The sequence below is a fragment of the Saccharopolyspora rosea genome (genome assembly GCF_025643595.1).
Lineage (GTDB): Bacteria > Actinomycetota > Actinomycetes > Mycobacteriales > Pseudonocardiaceae > Saccharopolyspora > Saccharopolyspora rosea.
Genome location: NZ_CP102826.1, coordinates 3,816,896 through 3,837,789, shown reverse-complemented (window position 1 = coordinate 3,837,789; position 20,894 = coordinate 3,816,896). Strand labels below are relative to the sequence as shown.

Genomic DNA, 20,894 nt, shown 5'->3' with positions numbered 1-20,894 from the left:
GTAGCTGCTTCTCCCTTCATGGCGAGGTTTTCGGTTCTCGCCGGCCAGCCGGGGTGAGCACCGACCGGGCGGTGTGGGCGGTCACGTGCGGTCCAGGCGCTCGGCCATGAGCTCGCCGGCCATGATCGCGGTGAGGTTGGTGTTGGCGCGCGGCACGGACGGGAAGATCGAGGCGTCGACGACGTGGAGGCCGTCGACGCCGAGGACCCGGCAGTGCGGGTCGACCACGGTGGCGGGGTCGTCCGGGGCGCCCATGCGGCACGTGCTGGTCGCGTGCTGCGCGTCGGCGGCGGTGGCGAGCAGGTGGTCGTCGAGCTGGGCGTCGTCGTCCAGCACGGACAGCAGCGCGGCGTTGACGCGGTCGACGGGCCCGTCCGCGATGGCGGCCACCTCGTCCCCGCGGGCCATTTCGACGAGCGCCCTGATGCCCGCGCGCAGCCGCGCGCGCTCCCGCATCGTCGGACAACATCGCCTCGCGCACCTCGGGCTGGACCGCCGGGTCCGCCGAGGTGATCGTGACCGATCCCCGCGACCACGCCTGGTTGCCCCACCGGGGCGCTCCGTGTCCCCGGTCGAGTGGTCCTGGCGGCGCGCCACCTGCCGCGCAGCCCGCTGCAGGACGCCTCCCGGAAGCGGAAAGCCGTTGCGGTGCAGCGGTTTCCGCGATTGCCGGGGCGATCGCGGGTGCGCCGCTCGTCTCCGGTACCTTCCGGCGGTCGTTGATCGTCGGTCGAGGTGGTGCGGGGCATGGGTGGACGCGGGGCCAGTCGTCGGACGTTCCTGGTCGGGGCCGCGGCCGGGTTGGCCGGTCTGGGGGCGGGTGGTGCGGCCGCGACGGGGCGGCCCTCGGTGGCCGTGCTGGGCGGCGGGGTGGCCGGGATGACCGCCGCGCACGAGCTGGCCGAGCGCGGTTTCGCCGTCACCGTCTACGAACGGCGTGCACTGGGTGGCAAGGCGCGCAGCATCCCGGTGCCCGGCAGCGGTCGGGGCGGGCGGCGGGATCTGCCCGGTGAGCACGGTTTCCGCATCTTCTTCGGCTTCTACCACAACCTGCCCGACACGCTGCGCCGCATCCCGGTGCCCGGCAACCCCGACGGCGTGCGCGGCAACCTCGTCAACGCCGCCGAGGCGCTGTACGCCTTCGCCGACGGCCGGGCCGACCTGCACGTCCCGTGGTCGCTCGGCAGCGTGCCGGAGAGCCTGCTGGGTCAGCTGTCCGCTCCGGCACTGCTGGAGGAGGTCCGCGCGCTGGTCGAGACGACCCTGCACCTGCCGCCCGACGAGGCCCTGCTGTTCGCCCGCCGGCTGCTGGTCTACCTCACCAGCTGCGAGGAGCGCAGGGGCGGCCAGTGGGACTTCACCACCTGGCCCGACTTCCTCCGCGCGAACGGGAAATCCCACGACTACCAACGGATCCTGGTGTCCGGGCCGACCCGGGTGCTCAGCGCGACGCGCACCGCGAACGCCAGCGCGCACACCGTCGGCGTGGTCCTGGAGCAACTGCTGTTCACGGTGCTCGGGCGCGGCGCCGACGGACAGCCGGACCGGGTGCTCAACGCGCCGACGAACGAGGCGTGGATCGACCCCTGGGAACGCCACCTGCGCCGGCTCGGCGTCGAGTTCCGCATCGGTTGGACGGTCGACGACCTGGTGCTGGAAGGCGGCCGGATCGCGCGGGCGCGGGTGCGCGACCCCCGCGGTCGCCGGCTCGACGCCGAGGCCGAGCACTTCGTGTGCGCCCTGCCCGTCGAACACGCCCGGCGGGTGTGGAACGAGCGGTTGCTGGCCGCGGACCCGCGACTGCGCGCCGCCGCGACGCTGGAAACCCAGTGGATGGTCGGCCTGCAGTTCTACCTCGACCGGCCCACGCCGATCGCCCGCGGCCACGTCTACTACGTCGACTCCCCGTGGGCGCTGACCTCGGTCAGCCAGGCCGGGTTCTGGCCGGACCGCGACCTGCCCGCCGACTACGGCGACGGCCGGGCCGCGGACTGCCTGTCGATGATCATCTCGGACTGGGACCGCCCGGGTATCCTCTTCGGCCGCCCGGCGCGGGAACTGGCCCCCGAACAGATCGCCCGCGAGACCTGGGCCCAGCTGCGGCGGCACCTCGACGACACCGGTCGTTCCGGCCTGGGCGGCGCCGTTCCGGTGTCGTGGTTCCTGGACCCCGGTGTGACCGGTCTCGGCGGGCCGCACCCCGGCAACGCCGACGAACTCGTGGTGCACCCGGTCGGCTCCTGGCACCGCCGCCCGCCCGCGCGCACCGCGGTCCCGAACCTGTTCCTGGCCGGGGACTACGTCGCGGTCCCGATCAACGCCGCGTCCATGGAGGGCGCGAACACCGCCGCGCGCATGGCGGTCAACGCGCTGCTCGACGAGGCGGGCTCGTCGGCACCGCGGGCCGCCGTGCACGACGTCTACCACGCGCCCGAGTTCGAACTGCTCAAGGCGGAGGACCAGGCCCACTACCGACTCGGGCTGCCGAACCTGTTCGACGTGGACCGGTAGCGGTGGGCCGGTCCGGCGGGGGAGTTGTGCACAGTTCGGGCAGGCGGCTGATGTCGAGGTCGGTGCCCGCGATCTCGGTGCGCGGTTCGTCGAGCCGATGGCGTGCCCGGCTCGCCGCCGCAGGAGATCCTCGGTGCGGCGCAAGCCCCGTCGTGGTCCAGGGCGGACGCCCGCGAGCCCGCGGCGCACCACCGGCCGCGCATCAATGCGGGCCGGTGGCCCCGTACTCGTGGTCGCCCTTGATGAGAGCCCCGGTGGCGAAGCGCTGCCCGGTGAAGGCGGTGAGCTCGGGGCGGCTCGGAGCGCCGGTGAGGATCCAGCGAGCGAGTTCCGCGCCGATCGCCGGGGCCTTGCCGAATCCCGAGCCGCTCCACCCCGCCGCCAAGTGCAGCCCCGGCACCTCGCTCGGACCGAGGATCGGGCGGCCGTCCGGGGTGATGTCCAGCGCGCAGGTGCGGCCGAGCCGGTAGGGGGCCTCGGCCATCGCCGGGATCCGGCGGCCGATCCGCGCCCGGCCCTCCGCGACGAAGACCGCGTCGGGCTCGCCGGAGTCGGTGTCGGGGTCGGCCAGCCATTCGCGGTCCGGCGCGTGGCGCCCGACCAGGGTGCACCGGTCCGCGGTCGGACGCAGGTAGATGTCGTTGGCCACGTCCGTCATCGTCAGGTGGGTCGGCAGGTCGTAGGGGCGCTCGTAGAGCATCACCTGGATGCGCGCCGCGCGGATCGGCAGCCGCAGGCCGGTGGTCGCGGCCAGCCGGGGCGTCCAGGCACCCGTCGCTAGCACGACGAAATCGGCCCGCCGCGCACCGTCCTCGGTGCGCACCCCGACGACCCGTGCGGACTCCTCCAGCAGCGCCGACACCCGCGACCGCTCGAAGCGCGCACCGCTGCGCCGAGCCGCCTGCTGGAGGCTGATCGTGGTAGCGGTCGGATCGGCGTATCCGCTGCGTTCCTCGTAGGAGGCGACGCTGATCGCCTCGGTCGAGACGGCGGGTTCCAACTCGCCGAGCTCGTCCGGCGTCAGCAGCTCGTCGGGCATCCCGTGCGCCTGGAGCATGGCGACGTTGGCCCGGACCGCTTCGGCGTCGCGATCATCGGCCAGGTAGGCGAATCCGGTGCGGGTGAAGCCGCAGGCACCGCCGATCCTGGTCGCCCACGGCTCGTAGTACTGGGTCAGGCTCTCCCAGGCGAGATCGGCTTCCACCGCGGTCGCGTGGTGGTCGCGGACGATCGCCCCGGACCGCGGCGTCTGCCCGCCGAAGCCTCCCGTCGGGTCGAGCACCACCACGTCCACGCCGCTTTCGGCGAGGTGCAAGGCGATGCTGGAACCCACCACGCCAGCACCGACGACGATGCCGTCAACCATTGCGCGTCCCTCCAGAAACGACTGCTCCGGGCATGCTGGCCCGCAGCTCCGGCGTCGAATAGCCGCTGTGCACCGCCCAGTGGTAGGCGATCAGACCGAGCACCGCGGCGACGGCGCTGTCCCAGGGGAACGGCAGCAGCGGTGCACCCGCCGTTCCGTAGGCGCCGTAGTAGGAAACCAGGTACAGCACCAGGGTCAGCGCGACCGCCCAGTGCGAGGACCGGATCTCGCGACGCCCCTCCGGGGTGCTGATCCGCCACAGCAGCCAGGTGAAACCGACGACCTCCGCGGTGCACGAGAACCAGAACGCGAGGAACGGCAGGCTGTCCGTGCCCAGCGGGCCGATCACCTGGGTGGCGATCCAGACGACGGCGAACCCGGCGCCGAGCCAGGCGGCACCGGTCGCGGGCACCCGGCCCTGGCGCGGACCCTGGTACAGCGCGTAGACCGGCAGCGCGATCAGCACGGTGGCCACCACGCCCTGCAGCACCTCGTACCCGGACCAGTACAGGATCATGCTCGCCGCGAGAAAACCCAGCGGGGAGAACAACTTCGACGCCCGCAGGAAGAACGGTCGCGGCGCGTCGGGGGCGACCCGGCGCATCACCTGCAGTTGCGGTGCGGCGGCGAGATAGGTGATCACGGCGGTCGACGAGGTGTAACCGATCAGCTCGTACCAGCCGGGGAAGGGCAGGAAGAACGCGCACCCGGCGACCAGGCAGCCGACCATGCCCAGCCACGGCACCCGGCTCCGCTCCCCGATGCGGGCGAACGCCCGCGGCATGCTGCCGTGCAGCGCCATCCCGTACAGGGTTCGGGCGGTGTCGCCCAGGTAGATCCAGCCGGTACCGGCCGGCGAGATCGCCGCGTCGACCAGCAGGAACACCCCGAACGCACCGAGCAGTGCGATGCCGGTGGACTCCAGCGCCGAGTAGAGCGGCTGGTCGGCCCACCGGCTGCCTTCCAACCCGCTCCAGTCGCCCGGGGCGATGCCCAGCGAACCCCAGTCGAGGGCGCCGATGAAGGCCACCTGCAGCAGCACGAAGATGACCGCGCAGATGGCCACCGATCCGACCGTGGCGATGAGGATGTCGCGCTGCGGGTGGCGCGCCTCGCCGCCGAAGTTGACGCCCTCGCGGAAGCCCTGGAAGGCGAACACGATCCCGGAAACCGCGATGGCGTTGCACACCGCGCCCCAGCCCTGCGGCGCGAAACCGCCGTGTCCGGTGAGGTTCGAGGTGTCGAAGACGGTGAACAGCAGCACGAACGTCAGCACCGGGACGATCAGCTTCCACCAGCTCACCCACTGGTTGAACCGGCCGAAGAACCGGATGCCGAAGACGTTGACGCAGAAGAACAGCAGCATCACCACGACCGCCACCACACGACCGGTCCCGGTCAGCGTGGACGCGTCGTCGCCGTGGCTGGTGAGCTCGACACCGGTCCACGTCGCGACGTAACCGGCGGCGTACTGCACGACCGCCAGCGCCTCGATGGCCACCGTGGTGACGCCGCCCAGCAGCATCGACCAGCTCAGCAGGAAGCCGAGGTAGCCGCCGTGCGTCAGGTACGGGTAGCGCGCGACGCCGCCGCTGCGCGGGAGCATGGTGCCGGTTTCCGCGTAGTTCAAGGCCAGGAACGAGATCAGGAACGCGGCGAGCACCCACGACACGATCACCGCCGGGCCCGCGACGGCACCGGCCGACAGCACCGCGAACAACCAGCCGGATCCGATGATCGAACCCACCGAGATGAACAGCAGCTGCTGGACGGACAGGTCGCGCCGGAGTTTCGCGTCGCTGTGCTGGAAGTCGTCGATCTCGGCCACTCGCACCCCCGAACTGGTCGCTGCCCGAACACCGGAAGATCGCCGGGTGCCAGCAGTATGCGCCGTTCGGTCGAGCGTTCCCAGAGATCGGGCACAGCGGATTTCCCGCCTGAGCACAAGCCGTCCTGACCGTCGCCGATCAGTCCACTTCGGATTCCCCCGGACCGCAACCGGTCCGGGGTTCACCGACCGGGTGCAGCGGTCACCCGCGCACGCCCGGGACCGGGGCGTGCGGCGCGATCAGTCCTTCCGCGCGCAGGGCCGTCCAGAACTCCGCCGGGACGGTCTCGCCGAGCGCGGCGACGTCCTCGGCGATGCGGCTCGGCCGGGTGGCACCGGGAATGGCCGCGGCGACGGCGGGGTGGGCGAGGGAGAACTGCAGCGCCGCCGCCTTGATGCCCACGCCGTGCTGGTCCGCGATCGCCTTGATGCGCTCCACTTCGGCGAGGATCGAGCTGGGGGCCTGCTGGTATTCGAAGTGCTGGCCGCCGGCGAGGACGCCGGAGCTGTACGGTCCGCCGATGACGATGTCCACGCTCCGGGACTCGGCGGCCGGCAACAGCCGCTGCAGGGCGCGTTCGTGGTCGAGCAGCGTGTAGCGGCCGGCGAGCAGGAACGCGTCCGGCTTCGGCTCGTCGAGGTCGAGCGTCAGCTCCAGGGGTTCGACCCGGTTGACACCGAGACCCCACGCCTTGATGACGCCTTCGTCGCGCAGCCTCTGCAGCACCCGGAACGCGCCGGTGCGGGCGGTTTCGTACACGGACAGCCACTCGTCGCCGTAGAAGTCCTGCGCGACGTCGTGCACCCACACGATGTCGAGGCGGTCCGTCCGCAGCCGCCGGAGGCTGTCCTCGATGGAGCGCAGCGTGGCGTCGGCCGAGTAGTCGTTGACGACCTTGTTGGGCCTTCCGTGTTCGAAAATCCCGCCCTTCTCGCCGAGGTCGCGGGCGGCGGGGTCCTCGATCTCGTCGAGGATGACGCGGCCGACCTTCGTGCTCAGCACGAACTCGTCGCGGGGGCGGTCGGCCAACGCTTCACCGAGCCGGATTTCGGCCAGGCCCGCGCCGTAGACGGGGGCGGTGTCGAAGTAGCGGATGCCGTTGTCCCAGGCGGCCTCCAAGGTCGCCGCGGCGTCCTCGTCGGGGATGGCCCGGAATATGTTGCCCAGCGGTGCGGTGCCGAAGCCGAGCGAGCCGGGCAGGAAGGAATCGAGGGACATGGTGGGAGTTCCTTGCTGTGCGAGTCGTGTTGCGAAGACGTTCCGCGCACCGGGTGCGCGGTCCGCCGGTTGACGCGTTCGACGCTACGGACCAGACTTGAGACTGTCCAAGACTTACTTGGACGGACTTGAGTCTTCTGAGGTCTTACATGTTGGACTTGCGGCAACTCCGCTACTTCGTCGCCGTCGCCGAGACCGAGCACGTCGGCCAGGCCGCCGAGCGGCTGCACATCTCCCAGTCGCCGTTGAGCAGGCAGATCGCGCAGCTGGAGAAGAACCTCGGGCTCACCCTGTTCGAGCGCGGCCAGCAGCGAATCCGGCTCACCCGGGACGGACAGGTCTTCCTGGCCGAATCCCGCGCACTGTTGCGGCACGCCGACCGGCTGGAGAGTCTGGGCCGCCGGCTGGGCCGCGGAGAAGAGGGCGGCCTGTGCATCGGCTACGTCGCCGACGCCATCCACACCGGCATCCTGCCCGGTGCGCTGCGCGCGCTGCGCGACGCGCAACCCGACGTCCACATCGCGCTGTACAACTTGGCCCCCGCCGCGCAGTTCGAGGGCCTGCGGCAGCGCAGCCTGGACATCGCGCTCGTCCACGAACCGCCGTCCGCCGACGATGCCGACCTGCTGGCCGCACCGCTGTTCCAGGACCCGTTGCTGCTCGCCCTGCCCGCCGGGCATCCACTCGCAGATCAGGAGGAAATCACCCCTGGCGACCTCGACGGCCGGCCGTGGATCGCGGTCGAGAACGCCCAGGACCCAGCCTGGCGGGACACGTTCGTCGCCTCCTGCACCGCAGCCGGTTTCACCCCCGACATCCGCCTCGATGCCGCCGAACCGCTGACCGCGCTCGGTCTGGTCGCCTCCGGGCTGGGACTCGCGCTCGTGCAGAAGAGCATGGCCGGTGCCACTACCGAGGAGGTCGCGGTGCGCGAGCTGCCCTGGCACGACGGTTGCGTCCAGCTGTGGGCCGCGTGGCACCGTGTCGATCTGCGGCCCGTGGTGGCGACGTTCCGCGCCACGGTCCTGCGCACCAGCGGTGCCGAACCGAACCGCCCGTCGGAACGGTGACTTCCCGACGGGCGTGCTCGGCCGCCGAGGGGCGAGGAGGCGCACGGGCCGCACCGGCGGCCCGTGCGACCTGCGCGGCGGGTGCTCAGTTGAGGACGTCGGGGTCCGGCCCGGTGCGCATACCGCGGTCGAGCGCGGCGATCGCGGCCATCTCGTCTTCGGACAGGGTGAAGTCGAAGACGTCGATGTTCTCGCGGATGCGGGACGGGGTGACGGACTTCGGGATCACGATGTTGCCCAGCTGCAGGTGCCAGCGCAGGACCACCTGCGCGGGCGACTTGCCGTGCCGGTCCGCGATCTCGGTCAGCGCGCCCTCGCGGAGCAGCGCGCCCTGGGCCAGGGGGCTCCACGCCTCGGTCGCGATGCCGTGCTCGGCGTGGAAGGCGCGCAGCTCGCGCTGCTGGAGGCCGGGGTGCAGTTCGACCTGGTTCACCGCCGGGACGACGGCGCTGTTGTCGAGCAGCCGGCGCAGGTGCGCGGGCTGGAAGTTCGACACGCCGGCGGCGCGAACCCGCCCGTCGGCCACCAGCTTCTCGATGGCCTTCCAGGTCTCCAGGTACCGGTCGCGTGCCGGGGTGGGCCAGTGGATCAGGTACATGTCCACGTGGTCCAGCCCGAGTTCGCCCAGACTGCGGTCGAAGGCCGCGAGGGTGGTGTCGTAGCCCTGGTCGGCGTTCCACAGCTTCGTGGTGACGAACAGGTCGTCGCGGGCGATGCCGGATTCGGCGAGGGCGCGGCCGACTCCGGCCTCGTTCCCGTAGATCGCGGCGGTGTCGATGGAGCGGTAACCGGCCTGCAGGGCGGCCGCGACCGCGGCGGTGGTCTCCGCGTCCGGCACTTGGAACACGCCGAAGCCGAGCTGCGGGATCTCGACGCCGTTGTTGAGGGTGGTGCTGGGAACCATGATTCGTGGATCTCCTCGTGAGCGTTGCGGACGAAGGTCCCCGTCGCGGGACGGGGTCAGTGCTGGGCGGCCACCGGCTCGGCGGGGCTGGGCGCTGTGCTGGGCCCGGTCGCCCGGCTGCGTCGATCGAGGAAGGCCGCGAGCAACGACAGCAGCAGTGCGGTGCCGGAGAGCGCGGCTCCGACCCAGTTCGGCGAGGTGTAGCCGAATCCGGCGGCGATCACGACACCGCCGAGCCAGGCCGCGAGGGCGTTGCCGAGGTTGAAGGCGCCGATGTTGGCGGCGGAAGCCAGGGTCGGGGCCGCGGATGCCTGGTCGAGGATCCACTTCTGCAGCGGGGGCACGGTGGCGAAGCCCAGGGCGCCGATGGCGGGCAGGGTGATCGCGGCGAGGACTCGGCTGTGCGCCGTCACCGTGAACAGCAGCAGCGCGCCCGCGAGGGCGGCGAGCGTGACGAAGAGCATGGGCATCAGAGCCCTGTCGGCGAACTTGCCGCCCAGCAGGTTGCCCAGGAACATGCCGCTGCCGAACAGCACGAGCAGCCAGGTCACCGCGCCCGCGGAGTAACCCGCGACATCGGTCATCATCGGCGCGATGTAGGTGATCGCGGCGAACACGCCGCCGTATCCCAGGACCGTCATCGCCAACGCGAGCCAGACCTGCGCGTTGCGGAACGCGGCGAACTCGGTGCGGATCCTCGCGGCCTCGGGCTTGCCCTGCTCCGGGACGAGCACGGCGACACCGAGGAACCCGACGAGGCCGAGCGCGGCGACGATGCCGAAGGTGACCCGCCAGCCCGCGACCTGCCCGACGTAGGTGCCTCCGGGGACGCCGATGATGTTGGCGACGGTCAGCCCCATGAACATCAGCGAAATGGCCGAGGCCTTCTTCTCGGGGGCGACCAGGCTGGCGGCGACCACGGAACCGATGCCGAAGAACGCGCCGTGGGCGAACGAGGCGACGACCCGGCCGATCAGCATGACGGCGAAGGTGGGGGCGGCGGCGGACAGCGCGTTGCCCACGATGAAGACGCCCATCAGGAACAGCAGCATCCTCTTGCGGGACACCTTGGTGCCCAGGACGGTGAGGATCGGTGCGCCGACGAGGACGCCGAGCGCGTAGCCGGACACCAGCCAACCGGCGGCGGGGATGCTGACGCTGAACTCGCCGGCGACCTGCGGCAGCACACCCATGATCACGAACTCGGTGGTGCCGATCCCGAAGGCGCCGATGGCGAGCGCCAGGAGCGCGAGAGGCATGTGCAGGGTCTTCCTGTTCGACTGCGTTTGAAGCTTGCAGGCGTCGACAATAGTTGCACACGCGTGATAGTTCAACGAGCATGTATTGTGACGTGGCATATAGTTGCACACGCCTCATATAGGAGAAAGCTGATATCATCGGCGTAGCAGGTCCACCGGGAGGAGGTGCTCGTGGGAATCGCCGACGATGCCGTCGAAGTGCGTGCCCACGGCTGGCGCACGCTCGCTGCGCTGCACGGGATGCTCGACGCCGCGCTGGAGAAAGCGCTCCAGGCCGAACACGGCCTCTCGGTCGTCGAGTACACGGTTCTCGACGCGCTCGGCAGGCAGGACGGTTGGCACATGCGCATGCAGCAGCTCGCCCGCGCCACGGCGCTCAGCGGCAGCGCGACGACGCGACTGGTCAGCCGGCTGGAGGACCGCGAGCTGCTGACCCGCGTTCTCTGCAAGGAGGACCGCCGGGGCATCTACACCGAGCTCACCGACGCGGGCCGGGCTCTGCTGGAGCAGGCCCGTCCGACGCACGACGCGGCGCTGGAAGCAGCGCTCGCCGCGGCGGAGGAAACCCCGGAGCTCGCCCCGTTGGTCGAGTCGCTGCACGGGCTGACGCAGCGTCCGGGAGCAGTGCAGCGCTGATCGGCGCTGATCGGCGCGCGGAGTCGAGAGGCTGCGCCGCTGCCGGAGCGCGAGGACGTCGGGACTGCTCCCCTCGGCGTCGCCGCGCGGGCGGCTCCCGGTGCCCTTGAGTTCCCGAAGGCGGATGGGCAGCCGCCCGGCCTGGTGTTCGGCGGTGGTGCGCAGCGGGTACGTGCCGCCGGACGCCGAGCCTCTTCGTCCGTCCGATGTGGAGCGTCATTGCTGGCCCGCGAAGCGGGCCGGTTGGAGTTCGGGAAGTTCGGTGCGGCCGATGAGGCGCTGGGGGCGGAAGTCCGCGAGGAGGTCCGCGGGATCCCCGGTGAGGACTTCCTGCGCGGCCAGCCGCCCGAGCAGCGGGCCGAGCGTGATGCCGCTGTGCGTGGCGAGGGTGTAGATCCTGCCTCGGTCGCCGAGGAACCCGGCGACGGTTCGGCCGTCGGCGGGCATGGCGCGCTGGCCGATGCGCAGGGACTGCAAGTGGGCGCCTTCGGTGCCGTCGAGCAGGTCGTTGAGGCGGGCGCACAACTGCCGGGCGTGGTCGCCGTCGATCGCCGGCGGGTTGGCCGGGTCGGCGTCGGCGTCGAGGTCCAGGCCCTGCACGATCAGACGACCACCGCCGTCCGGGCGGACGTTGAGCCTCGGTGTGGTGAGGACGCGGTCCAGCCTCGTGGGCAGCGGGTTGGTGTAGCCGAGCATCCCGACGGTCACGCTTCCCGCGGCGTCGGGATCGGCCATGGCGACCCGGTGGCCCGCTGACGCGGTGAGCGCCTCGGTCCAGCGGCCGACCGCGAGGACGACGACGTCGGCCTCGGCGACGCCGTCGGACAGCTCGATCCGCACTCCGCTGCCGGTTTCGGACAGGCCGAGCACCGTCGCGGGGCAGCGCAGGCGTGCGCCGTGGTCGCGCGCTTCGCCCCACAGCCGCGACACGAGCAGCGCCGGGAAAATGTGTCCTTCGGTGGGGTAGTGGGCGATGTCCGCGACGTGGTCGGGGATGCGCAGGTCGGGCACGAGTTCGCGGGCCCGTTGCGGGGTGATCCAGTCGACGGGGTAGTCGCGGTCGACGAGTTCGGCGACCGAGGCGGCGAGCCGGTCCGCGCCGGCGGGATCTTCGGCCCACTCCAGGTTCCCGTTGCGCACCAGCCACTCCGGTGCGCCGCCGGTGTGCTGCGCGAGCGCATCGTGCTCGGCGATCCCGGCGACGTTGAGGTCGTGGTAGGACCGCGGGTTCTTGCTGTGCGAGTTGGTCCAGGCGAACGACGTGCCCGACGTCCCGGCCAGCGCCGCGGTCTGTTCGAACACGGTCACCTCGGCGCCCCGCAGGGCCAGCGACCGGGCGACGCCGGCACCCAGCACTCCGAGGCCCACGACAGCGATCCTCATTGTTCCCTCACAATCTCTCGGTCGACGGTCGACGAAGGCGCGTCGGCCCTCTTGCCGGATGTCGTCGCGGTCATCAGCAGCATCACCACGGCCGAAGCGGCGATGCCGTACACCGCGTAGGGCACGGTGGTGTCCGCCAGCTGTGCGGCACCGCAACCGACCATTCCCGCCACCATGCTCGCAATCGCGGTCGCCGGGTTGAGTCGGCGGCGGCGGTGCAGCAGGTAGCCGAGGAAGATCGGCGCGGCGAGCGCGGCCGCCGAGTACGCGTAGGTGGCCACGAGCCAGGGCAGGGCTTGCGGGAACACCACCGCCAGCACGGCCGCGACGATCGACACCGCGACGGTCAGCACCCGCGACAGTGCGACGGTCCGGCGTTCGCTCGCCTTCTTGCCCGCGATGTTCTGGTAGACGTCGCGGGTCAAGTTGGCCGTGACCGATTGCAGGGCGGCGCCGCTGGTGGCCACGATCGTCGAGACGAGGAACGCCGCGAAGACCACGAGCATCCAGGACGGGAGCTGGGTGAGCAGCCAACCGGCGGCGTCCTCCTGGGAGGCCAGGTGCGGGTTCATCGCGCGCACCGCGAGCCCGATGCACCCGGCGTAGACGCCGCTGATGAGCATCGTCAGCCCGGAGAGCCCGAGGCCGCGACGCGCGTCGTTGATCCGCTTGGTCGCGAACACCCGCTGGTAGTAGAGCTGGTTGGTCAGCGTCCCGGGGACGATCGCGGCCGCCCACAGCCAGATCTGCTTCCAGCCCACGGCCGTGATGCCCTCGACGCCCCACAGCCGTTGTGGCACGGCCTGCGTGACGTGCGCCCAGCCGCCGGCCAGCTGGATGCCGTAGAGCGCGACGACGATCGCCATGGTGATCTTGACGATGCCGAACACGAAGTCGGCCCACGCCACCGAGGTCAGCCCACCGGGGAGCACGAACGCCAGCGAAGCGATGGTGATGACCGCGACGAGCACGGGCAGCGGGATTCCGGTCAGCTGCCCGAAGAGCCGAGCGAAGGCGACGAATTGCGTTGCGATCCAGCCGAACGGGACCACCAGCGCGGCGACCGCGGCGATGGCGGTGAGCAGCCGGTGCCGACCGAACAGGCGGGTGACGACGTCGGGCACGGTGGTGAACCGCTGCTGGCGCAGCCATCGCGCGATCAGCATGAGCAGCAGGAAACCGACCAGCACGCAGCCTTCGTAGACGAACACCGACCACCCGGAGCTGTAGCCGATCCCGACGTGGGCGATGAGGACGCCACCGCCCGCGGCGGCGGCGTAACTGGGTGATGACGACGACGACCAGCGGCAGTGATTCGTTGGCCGCGAGCCAGTCCTGGGACGTCTTCGCGCGACGTCCGAAGTAGACGGACATCGCGGCGCCGGCGCCGATCACCAGCAGGCTGGCGAGGACGATCCCGACGATCTGTCCGGTCGAACCGGTGGGCATGGGGTGCCTCCAGTGATCACGCGTTGGTGAAGCGGCTGGGGTCGTGGTGGTCCGCGGTGCTGCCGGTCAGCACCAGGTCGGCGCCGATTTCGCCGGAGACCGGCGGGAAGTGGCGACCGTGGTCGGTCGCGATGCGAGGAGCTGTCAATGGTCACACTCCTTCGTGCGCCGATGACGATGTCCATCGAGGACCAGTGGTCCGTGCCATGCGCACGGCGTGTCAACCGATCCACTCGGGATCGCCGAACTTCGGGAGAATCCCCCGTTTTTCTACGGAATCGTCTGTTCGAGGAAGTACTCGACGAGGTCGGGTCGCAGCACGGTCCACGTCACTTCGGCGAGATCGCCGCCGGTCAGCCAGGTCAGCCGCCGCAAGCGGATCACCGCCTTGCCCTCGGGCAGCCGCAGCCGAGCCGCGGTCGCCCCGTCGAGGTTGACCGGGTCGATGTGGACGCGGGACTTCGCCGCGGGAATTCCGGTGCGGGCGAAGTAGTCGTGCACGGTCAGGTGGGCGAGGTCCTCATCGTGCAACCGGGGCGCCAATGAGAACGGGATGACGGACAATTCGACGGCGATCGGGTTCTCGTCGACGTCGAACTTCAGCCGTCGCAGCTGGTGCACCGGTGCGTCGTCGGCCACGCCGGGCAGATCGACGTCGGCGTCACGAGCCGGGACCAGCGTGACCGAGTCCACCGCGTGCCGCCCCGGGATCTCCGGGCCCTGCAGCACTGGGTTGGCCATGCGCAGCAGGTTCTCCTGCCGTGCAGTTGAGGAGACGAACGTTCCCCGTCGGCGGTGGCGCTCCACCAAACCCGCCTGCGCCAGCTCGGTCAGCACTCGCTGCGCGGTCGCGCGGCCGATCGAGTGCTCCCGTTGCAGTTCGGACTCGGTCGGCAGCCGGGTACCGGGCGGAAGCGCGCCGGAGCGGATCTGCTGCTCCAGCTCGTTGCGGATCCGCAAGTACGCCGGTACTGCCATGAGCGGGAAATCTAGCGGACGCCAATTGACCGGTCAATAGTGGATTCGCATGATCAATACCGGTCGGCGCGTCATCCCGAATGCGTCCGGTGAACTGCGCGGACCGGCGCCGGGTATCACGTCGTGGTGTGCGCGGTGGAGCCGCGGATGACGAGCTCGCTGGGGAATTCCTGTTTGCGGGGTGGCAGCGAGCGGTCGTCGACGCGTTCGAGCAGGAGGTGCACGGCGGCGCGGGCCATGTCCGCGATGGGCTGGCGGACCGTGGTGATGTCGTAGGAGTCCCACGAGCTCATCGCGATGTCGTCGTACCCGATCACCCAGACGTCCTCGGGGACGCGTCGGCCCAGGGACACCGCGCCGTCGATCGCGCCGAGCGCGGTGAGGTCGTTGGCGCAGAAGACCGCGGTGGGCGGGTCGTCCTGCGCGAGGAGTTCGCGCATCGCCGACCGGGCGAGGTCGTGGGCGAACCCGCCCTGGGCGGTGAGTTCCGGCGCCAGCGGTCGACCGAGTTCGGCCAGGCGCTCGCGGAACCCGTGCTCGCGGTGTCGGGCGGTGCTGGGCAGTTCGGGTCCTCGCAGGAAACCGATCCGGGTGTGCCCGGTGGCGACCAGGTAGTCGGCGACCGCTCGGCCGCCGGCGAGGTTGTCGGTGGTGACCTGGTCGCAGTCCAGCGAGTCCAGCCCGCGGTGCAGCAGCACGATCGGATCTCCCCGCCGGAGGGCTTGCGCGAGCTGGTCGGACCCTTCGGTGACGGTGGTGAAGATCAGGCCGTCGACGGTGCCTTCGTCCAGCGCTCGCAAGGCGCTTGAGCCGCCGGGGTCGGGCGCGTTCCACAGCACCATCCGCTGGCCGGTCGCGTCCAGTGCCCGGCCGACCGCTTCCAGCAGCTGCGGGTAGAAGGGGTTGGTGATGTCGGCGACCACGACGCCCACCGTCGAGGTGCGCCGGGTCCGCATGGTCCGCGCCGCGGCGTGCGGTCGGTAGCCGGCTTCCCGCATCGCGGCCAGTACGCGTTCCCGGGTCTCCGGCGCGACCTTGTCGCTGCCCTGCAGGACCCGGGACACCGTCATCTGCGAGACACCGGCCAGCTGCGCTACGTCGCGGCTGGTGACCACCGAGCACCTCCAGGGGCTGGATCGAGGGAGTTCGAACTGTGGGTTTACGTAAACACCCTATCGGCCTAGGGTGCGATGTGTACGTAAACATAGAAAGGGATCACGGCACCCATGGCTTTCGCGCTCAAGGCCCCGGTCAGCACCTCGGCGGCGACCACGACCTCGTTGCCCGACGTGCAGGACAAGGTCGCGGCGATCATCGCCGACATCCGCACCCGCGGTGACCAGGCGGTTCGCGAGTACTCGGGGAAGTTCGACAACTGGCAGCCCGAGTCGTTCCGGCTGTCCGCCGAGCAGATCGAGGAGATCGTCTCGCGCGTTCCGCAGCAGGTCATCGGCGACATCGAGTTCGTCCAGCGGCAGGTCCGCTCGTTCGCCGAGCGGCAGCTGGAGTCCATGCGGGAGTTCGAGGTGGAAACCCTGCCGGGCGTCCACCTGGGGCACAAGCACATCCCGGTCTCCGCCGCCGGGGCGTACGTGCCGGGCGGGCGGTACCCGCTGCTGGCCTCGGCGCACATGACGATCCTGACGGCCAAGACCGCAGGCGTGCCGCGGGTGGTGGCCTGCACGCCGCCGATCCGCGGCGAGGTCCCGGACGCCACCGTGGCGGCCATGCACCTGGCCGGAGCCGATGAGATCTACCTGCTCGGCGGCGTGCAGGCGGTGGTGAGCATGGCGCTGGGCACCGAGACCATCGCGCCGGTGGACATGCTGGCCGGTCCCGGCAACGCCTTCGTCGCGGAGGCCAAGCGGCAGCTGTTCGGCGAGATCGGCATCGACCTGTTCGCCGGTCCCACCGAGGTCCTGATCGTGGCCGACGAGACCGCCGACCCGTTCGTGGTGGCGGTGGACCTGCTGAGCCAGGCCGAGCACGGCCCGGACTCGCCGGCGGTGCTGATCACCACTTCGGAAGCGCTGGGGCGCTCGGTCATCCAGCACATCGACGAGCTGCTGCCGGAGATGCCCACCCGCGACAACGCCGAGCCCGCCTGGCGCGACCACGGCGAGGTGCACGTCGTCGAGGACCTCGACGCGGCTTACCAACTCGCCGACACCTACGCCAGCGAGCACGTCCAGATCCTCACCGCGCAGCCGCGCGAAGCGCTGGCGAAGATGCGCAACTACGGTGCGCTGTTCCTGGGTGAAGGCACTTGCGTGTCCTACGGGGACAAGGTCATCGGCACCAACCACGTGCTGCCCACCCGCGGTGCGGCCCACTACACCGGTGGGCTCTGGGTCGGCAAGTACCTCAAGACCGTGACCTACCAGGAAGTCACCGACCCGGCCTCCAGCGCGCGGCTCGGCGAGGTGTGCGGCCGCGCGGCCCGCGTCGAGCTGTTCGAGGGGCACGCCCGATCCGGCGATGTGCGGGCCGCCAAGTACGGCGGTGCGGAACTGCCCTGGGCGCCCGACGCGTTCGCCCGATCCTGACCAGCCGCACCGAAAGGCGCACCGCCCATGTCCTCCAACGCAACGACGCGTACCGGGGCCTCGTCGGCGTCGAGGACGCTGACGTCCAGCACCATCGGCAGCGTCATCGAGTGGTACGACTTCACCATCTACGGCACCGCTGCGGCGCTGATCTTCAACCAGCTGTTCTTCAGCGACATCAGTCCCGCAGCGGGCACGCTGGCCGCGTTCGGGACCTTCGCGGCCGGGTTCATCGCCCGGCCGCTCGGCGGATTCGTGGCCGGTCACTACGGTGACCGGCTCGGCCGCAAGGCGACTCTCGTGACGACCCTGACGCTGATGGGCGGATCCACCACGCTCATCGGTCTGCTGCCCACCTACCAGCAGATCGGTCTCGCCTCGCCCGCGCTGCTGGTGCTGCTGCGGCTGGTCCAGGGATTCGCGGTCGGCGGTGAATGGGGCGGCGCGGTGCTGATGGCCGTCGAACACGCCCCCGACGGCAAGCGCGGACGCTACGGCGCCTGGCCGCAAACCGGTGTGTCGGCCGGTCTTCTGCTGGGCACCGGGGTGTTCAGCATCGTCTCGCTGCTGCCGGAGCCGCAGCTGATCAGCTGGGGATGGCGGATTCCGTTCCTGGTGAGCATCGTGCTGGCGGTGGTGGGGCTGTACATCCGGTTCCGGATCACCGAGTCCGAGTCCTTCGCGGCGGCGATCGAATCCGGCGGGCCGCCGCGCCGTCCGCTGGTCGAGGTGCTGCGCACTCACCCGAAGCAGCTCCTGATCGCGATCGGGGTCCGCTTCGCCGAAGGCGGGAACTACTACGTGTTCACCGTTTTCATCCTCACCTACCTCACCCAGCAACTCGACGTTCCGCGCCAGGCCGGGCTGACCGGGGTGATGCTCGCGGCCGCGTTGAACATCGTCGCGCTGCCGCTGTGGGGTGCGGTGTCGGATCGCCTCGGCCGTCGGCCGGTGTTCATCGGTGGTGCGCTGTTCATGGCCGCCTACGCCTGGCCGTTCTTCTGGCTGGTCGACACCCGGTCCCCGGCGCTCATCGCGCTGGCCCTGGCCATCGCGCTCGCGGTGCCGCACGGTGCGGTGTTCGCCCCCATCGCGGCGTTCTACACCGAGTTGTTCGAACCGCACGTGCGGTACAGCGGCGTGTCCATCGGGTACCAGATCGGCAGTGTGCTGCTGGGCGGTTTCACGCCGCTGCTGGCGACATCGCTGATCCTGTGGTCCGGCGGAGCGTCGTGGAGCCTGGCGGCGCTGGTCGCGGCCGGGGCGCTCATCGCGGCCGCTTCGATGTTCGCCGCCCCGGAAACGTTCCGCCGCAGCCTTTTCGCGACCCGGAACGCGCCGCAGCAGCGGTCGCGGGTGTGAAACCGGTTGGTCGTCGGGCGGACCAGCGCTGCCCGACGACCAGCCGCCGTGCTCACCGACGAGGAGCGCGGCAGCTGCGAGCGGTCAGGGCAGGATCGCGTCGACGTAGCCACCGTCCACCCGCACTGCTCCGCCCGTCGTGGCCGACGCGAGCGGGGAGGCGAGGTAGACGACCATGTTGGCGATCTCCTCGGGCTCGATGAGCCGCTGCAGGAGCGACTGCGGTCGGTTGGTGCGCATGAACTCGCGTTGCGCTTCGTCCCAGGGCAGGGATCGGTCGACGAGCTGGTAGACGAACTCTTCCACCCCGCCGGTGTGGGTCGGGCCGGCGATGACCGAGTTGACGGTGACCCCGGTGCCCGCGGCGGTTTTGGCGAATCCGCGGGAAGCCGCCAGCAACGCGGTCTTGCTCGTGCCGTAGTGGATCATCTCCTCGGGGATGACCACGGCGGAGTCGCTGGCGATGTTGAGCACGCGCCCCCAGCCGCGTGAGATCATCGCGGGCAGCAGCAGGCGGGTCAGCCGCACCGCTGCGAGGACGTTGACCTCGAAGTAGCGCCGCCAGTCGTCATCGGTGATCTCCAGCGCCGGGACGGCGCCGAAAATCCCGAGGTTGTTGACCAGGACGTCGACGTCGCCCGCCAGATCCACGACGCGGTTCGCACCGTCCTCGGTGGTCACATCGCCCACGGCCGCGCGGACGGCCGCCTCCGGGAAGTCCTGCCGAATCCTGTCGACCGCGGCGGTGACGGTGTCCTCCGAGCGGCCGTTGACGACGACGTCGGCGCCCGCGCCGGCGAGGCCGCGTGCGATCGAGAAACCGATCCCCGCTGAGGATCCGGTGACCAGCGCGGTCTTCTCGTTGAGGTCGATGCGCATCTTCGCCCCTCTGATCGGGAGAACGTCTCCTGGGATTCTCCCGCACGCTCGTCCGGCCGCCAGCTCGCTCGCCGGCGGCGTGGTGGAAGTGGGCCCGGTCAGCCGGTGGTCGACCGGCGCACTTCCGCGAGGCACTGGGCGAATTCGCGGGTCCGGGGTCGCGTCAGTCTCGACGCGGTGATGCGGATTCCGTGCGGGGTCGTGCTCTTCGGGGTGCGGAACGGGAGTCCGTCCCGCACTGACCAGCCGGCCTCCCGCAACGCCGCGACCACGGCGGCGGAACCGTGCGGCACGGGAACCCAGACGTTGAAGCCGTCGGTGGGGAACGGGGTGTCGACTCCCGCGCCGGCCAACTCCGCGCGCAGCGCGTCCACCCGCTCGGCGTAGGCGCGACGAGCGCGGTTCAGTTGTCGTGCGACGACGTCGGATTCGAGCAGGTCGGCCGCGAGTTGCTGGAGCAGGTGGCTCACCCAGGTGGCGCCCGGCCGCAAGCGGCTCCCGAGTCGCTCGGCCGTTCCCGGGTCGGAGGCGACGACCGCGACGCGGAGGTCCGGTCCGAGGAACTTGGCCACCGACCGCACGAGCGCCCAGCGCTGGGTGGTGGGTGGGGTGACGCGCTCGTAGGGGTGGCGGGAGAGCGCGGAGAAGTGGTCGTCCTCGATCACGAGCACGTGCGGGTAGCGCTGCAACACCGCCCTGATCTCCCGGGCGCGTTCGGCCGTGATGGTCACGCCCGTGGGGTTGTGCGCCCGGGGCGTGATGACGACGGCGCGCGCCCCCTCGTCCAGCGCGGCTCGCAAGGCTCGCGGCTCCAGTCCCTCGGCGTCGACCTGGACGGGCGCCGCGCGGAACCCGTTGAGCCGGACCGTCCCCTCGCTGGCGTAGAAGCACGGGTCTTCCACGGCGACCACGTCGCCGCGCGTCAGGTGGGCGGTGAGCAGCCGCTCGACCGCGTCGACGGCGCCGTGGGTCACCGAGATCTCGAAGGGGTGGTCGAGTTCGGGGGTGAGCGTCCCGCGCGCCCATCGGGCCAGGCGGAGATCGACGGTCGGACTCCCGTACATCTGCATCCGGTAGTCGATCCGGGACAGCGCCGCGGTGACGTCGGGGAGCAGGGCGGGGTCGGGGTTGCCGCTGGAGAGGTCCACGAGCTCGGTGTTCACCGGCGTCTCACCCTCCAGGTGAGGGGGAGAGGTGATGACGGTGCCGCGCCGGCCGCGGGTTTCGGCCACTCCGGCGGCGACCAGCATCCGGTAGGCGGCGGCCACGGTGTTGCGGTGGACCCCGAGTTCGTGCGCGAGGTCGCGAATCGGGGGGACCGGATCGCCGGGGCGCAGCCGGCCCGTGCTGACCAGGTTCCGCACGCTCTCGGAGATCTCACCTGCCGAAGCGCCGGTGATCGGCGCGCGACCCACGGCGTCTTCCGTCACCTGGTCAGTATGACACGTGACAGAACCGGTCCCGGTCTCTACAGTGTTTGTCACGTGACAAAGACGGACGCCCG

18 protein-coding genes are annotated in these 20,894 nt (G+C 70.9%); 5 read left to right on the top strand and 13 right to left on the bottom strand.

Annotated elements, in window-relative coordinates; genetic code table 11:
- Positions 1-81: 81 nt before the first annotated feature.
- Entirely contained in the window at positions 82-456 is a 375-nt protein-coding gene (locus NV263_RS17905) for a GMC family oxidoreductase (protein ID WP_263247460.1), read from the bottom strand.
- Positions 457-747: 291 nt separating this feature from the next.
- Here NV263_RS17905 and NV263_RS17900 point away from each other — a divergent pair, with 291 nt between their 5' ends.
- Positions 748-2,511 carry a hydroxysqualene dehydroxylase gene (locus NV263_RS17900; protein ID WP_263247459.1) on the top strand — a complete coding sequence of 588 codons (1,764 nt, stop codon included), beginning with the start codon at positions 748-750 and terminating at the stop codon, positions 2,509-2,511.
- A gap of 202 nt (positions 2,512-2,713) precedes the next feature.
- On the opposite strand, the gene NV263_RS17895 is transcribed toward NV263_RS17900, so the two are convergent.
- The 3 genes from NV263_RS17895 to NV263_RS17885 all read right to left on the bottom strand — a co-directional run bounded on the left by NV263_RS17895 (position 2,714) and on the right by NV263_RS17885 (position 6,924).
- The gene (locus NV263_RS17895) at positions 2,714-3,877 is read right to left on the bottom strand and encodes an NAD(P)/FAD-dependent oxidoreductase (RefSeq protein WP_263247458.1); all 1,164 of its coding nucleotides are present in this window, start codon (positions 3,875-3,877) and stop codon (positions 2,714-2,716) included.
- On the bottom strand, positions 3,870-5,705 hold the full coding sequence (locus NV263_RS17890) for an APC family permease (protein WP_263247457.1): 1,836 nt from the start codon (positions 5,703-5,705) through the stop codon (positions 3,870-3,872). Before NV263_RS17890 ends, NV263_RS17895 begins: the two co-directional genes overlap by 8 nt.
- Before the next feature lie 202 nt (positions 5,706-5,907).
- Positions 5,908-6,924 (bottom strand): aldo/keto reductase, encoded by a 1,017-nt coding sequence (locus NV263_RS17885; RefSeq protein ID WP_263247456.1) that lies wholly within the window; start codon positions 6,922-6,924, stop codon positions 5,908-5,910.
- Between the two features lie 149 nt (positions 6,925-7,073).
- On the opposite strand from NV263_RS17885, the gene NV263_RS17880 reads away from it, so the two are divergent.
- Positions 7,074-7,994 carry a LysR substrate-binding domain-containing protein gene (locus tag NV263_RS17880; RefSeq protein ID WP_263247455.1) on the top strand — a complete coding sequence of 307 codons (921 nt, stop codon included), beginning with the start codon at positions 7,074-7,076 and terminating at the stop codon, positions 7,992-7,994.
- Positions 7,995-8,079: 85 nt separating this feature from the next.
- On the opposite strand, the gene NV263_RS17875 is transcribed toward NV263_RS17880, so the two are convergent.
- The gene (locus NV263_RS17875) at positions 8,080-8,898 is read right to left on the bottom strand and encodes an aldo/keto reductase (RefSeq protein ID WP_263247454.1); all 819 of its coding nucleotides are present in this window, start codon (positions 8,896-8,898) and stop codon (positions 8,080-8,082) included.
- A gap of 56 nt (positions 8,899-8,954) precedes the next feature.
- Positions 8,955-10,157 (bottom strand): MFS transporter, encoded by a 1,203-nt coding sequence (locus NV263_RS17870; protein WP_263247453.1) that lies wholly within the window; start codon positions 10,155-10,157, stop codon positions 8,955-8,957.
- 171 nt (positions 10,158-10,328) lie between these two features.
- Between NV263_RS17870 and NV263_RS17865 the strand changes: the two genes are divergently transcribed.
- Positions 10,329-10,793: a MarR family winged helix-turn-helix transcriptional regulator gene (locus tag NV263_RS17865; RefSeq protein ID WP_263247452.1), complete on the top strand. Its 465-nt coding sequence runs from the start codon at positions 10,329-10,331 to the stop codon at positions 10,791-10,793.
- Positions 10,794-11,009: 216 nt separating this feature from the next.
- Here NV263_RS17865 and NV263_RS17860 read toward each other — a convergent pair whose 3' ends face one another.
- The 5 genes from NV263_RS17860 to NV263_RS17840 form a co-directional block, all read right to left on the bottom strand.
- Positions 11,010-12,176 (bottom strand): NAD(P)/FAD-dependent oxidoreductase, encoded by a 1,167-nt coding sequence (locus NV263_RS17860; protein ID WP_263247451.1) that lies wholly within the window; start codon positions 12,174-12,176, stop codon positions 11,010-11,012.
- The gene (locus tag NV263_RS17855; RefSeq protein WP_263254253.1) at positions 12,173-13,411 is read right to left on the bottom strand and encodes a sodium:solute symporter family protein; all 1,239 of its coding nucleotides are present in this window, start codon (positions 13,409-13,411) and stop codon (positions 12,173-12,175) included. The genes NV263_RS17860 and NV263_RS17855 overlap by 4 nt, the downstream gene beginning before the upstream one ends.
- 230 nt (positions 13,412-13,641) lie before the next feature.
- Positions 13,642-13,773 carry a hypothetical protein gene (locus NV263_RS17850; protein WP_263247450.1) on the bottom strand — a complete coding sequence of 44 codons (132 nt, stop codon included), beginning with the start codon at positions 13,771-13,773 and terminating at the stop codon, positions 13,642-13,644.
- Between the two features lie 122 nt (positions 13,774-13,895).
- Entirely contained in the window at positions 13,896-14,603 is a 708-nt protein-coding gene (locus tag NV263_RS17845; protein WP_263247449.1) for a GntR family transcriptional regulator, read from the bottom strand.
- Between the two features lie 116 nt (positions 14,604-14,719).
- Positions 14,720-15,718, bottom strand: coding sequence for a LacI family DNA-binding transcriptional regulator (locus NV263_RS17840; RefSeq protein ID WP_263247448.1), 999 nt, complete (start codon positions 15,716-15,718; stop codon positions 14,720-14,722).
- A gap of 111 nt (positions 15,719-15,829) precedes the next feature.
- Between NV263_RS17840 and hisD the strand changes: the two genes are divergently transcribed.
- Positions 15,830-17,149, top strand: coding sequence for a histidinol dehydrogenase (hisD, locus tag NV263_RS17835; protein ID WP_263247447.1), 1,320 nt, complete (start codon positions 15,830-15,832; stop codon positions 17,147-17,149).
- A gap of 27 nt (positions 17,150-17,176) precedes the next feature.
- The gene (locus tag NV263_RS17830) at positions 17,177-18,511 is read left to right on the top strand and encodes an MFS transporter (protein ID WP_263247446.1); all 1,335 of its coding nucleotides are present in this window, start codon (positions 17,177-17,179) and stop codon (positions 18,509-18,511) included.
- Between the two features lie 84 nt (positions 18,512-18,595).
- Here the strand turns inward: NV263_RS17830 and NV263_RS17825 are convergent, their stop codons facing one another.
- Entirely contained in the window at positions 18,596-19,390 is a 795-nt protein-coding gene (locus tag NV263_RS17825) for an SDR family NAD(P)-dependent oxidoreductase (RefSeq protein ID WP_263247445.1), read from the bottom strand.
- A 98-nt stretch (positions 19,391-19,488) separates the two neighbouring features.
- Positions 19,489-20,820, bottom strand: coding sequence for an aminotransferase class I/II-fold pyridoxal phosphate-dependent enzyme (locus tag NV263_RS17820; protein ID WP_263247444.1), 1,332 nt, complete (start codon positions 20,818-20,820; stop codon positions 19,489-19,491).
- Between the last annotated feature and the right edge of the window lie 74 nt (positions 20,821-20,894).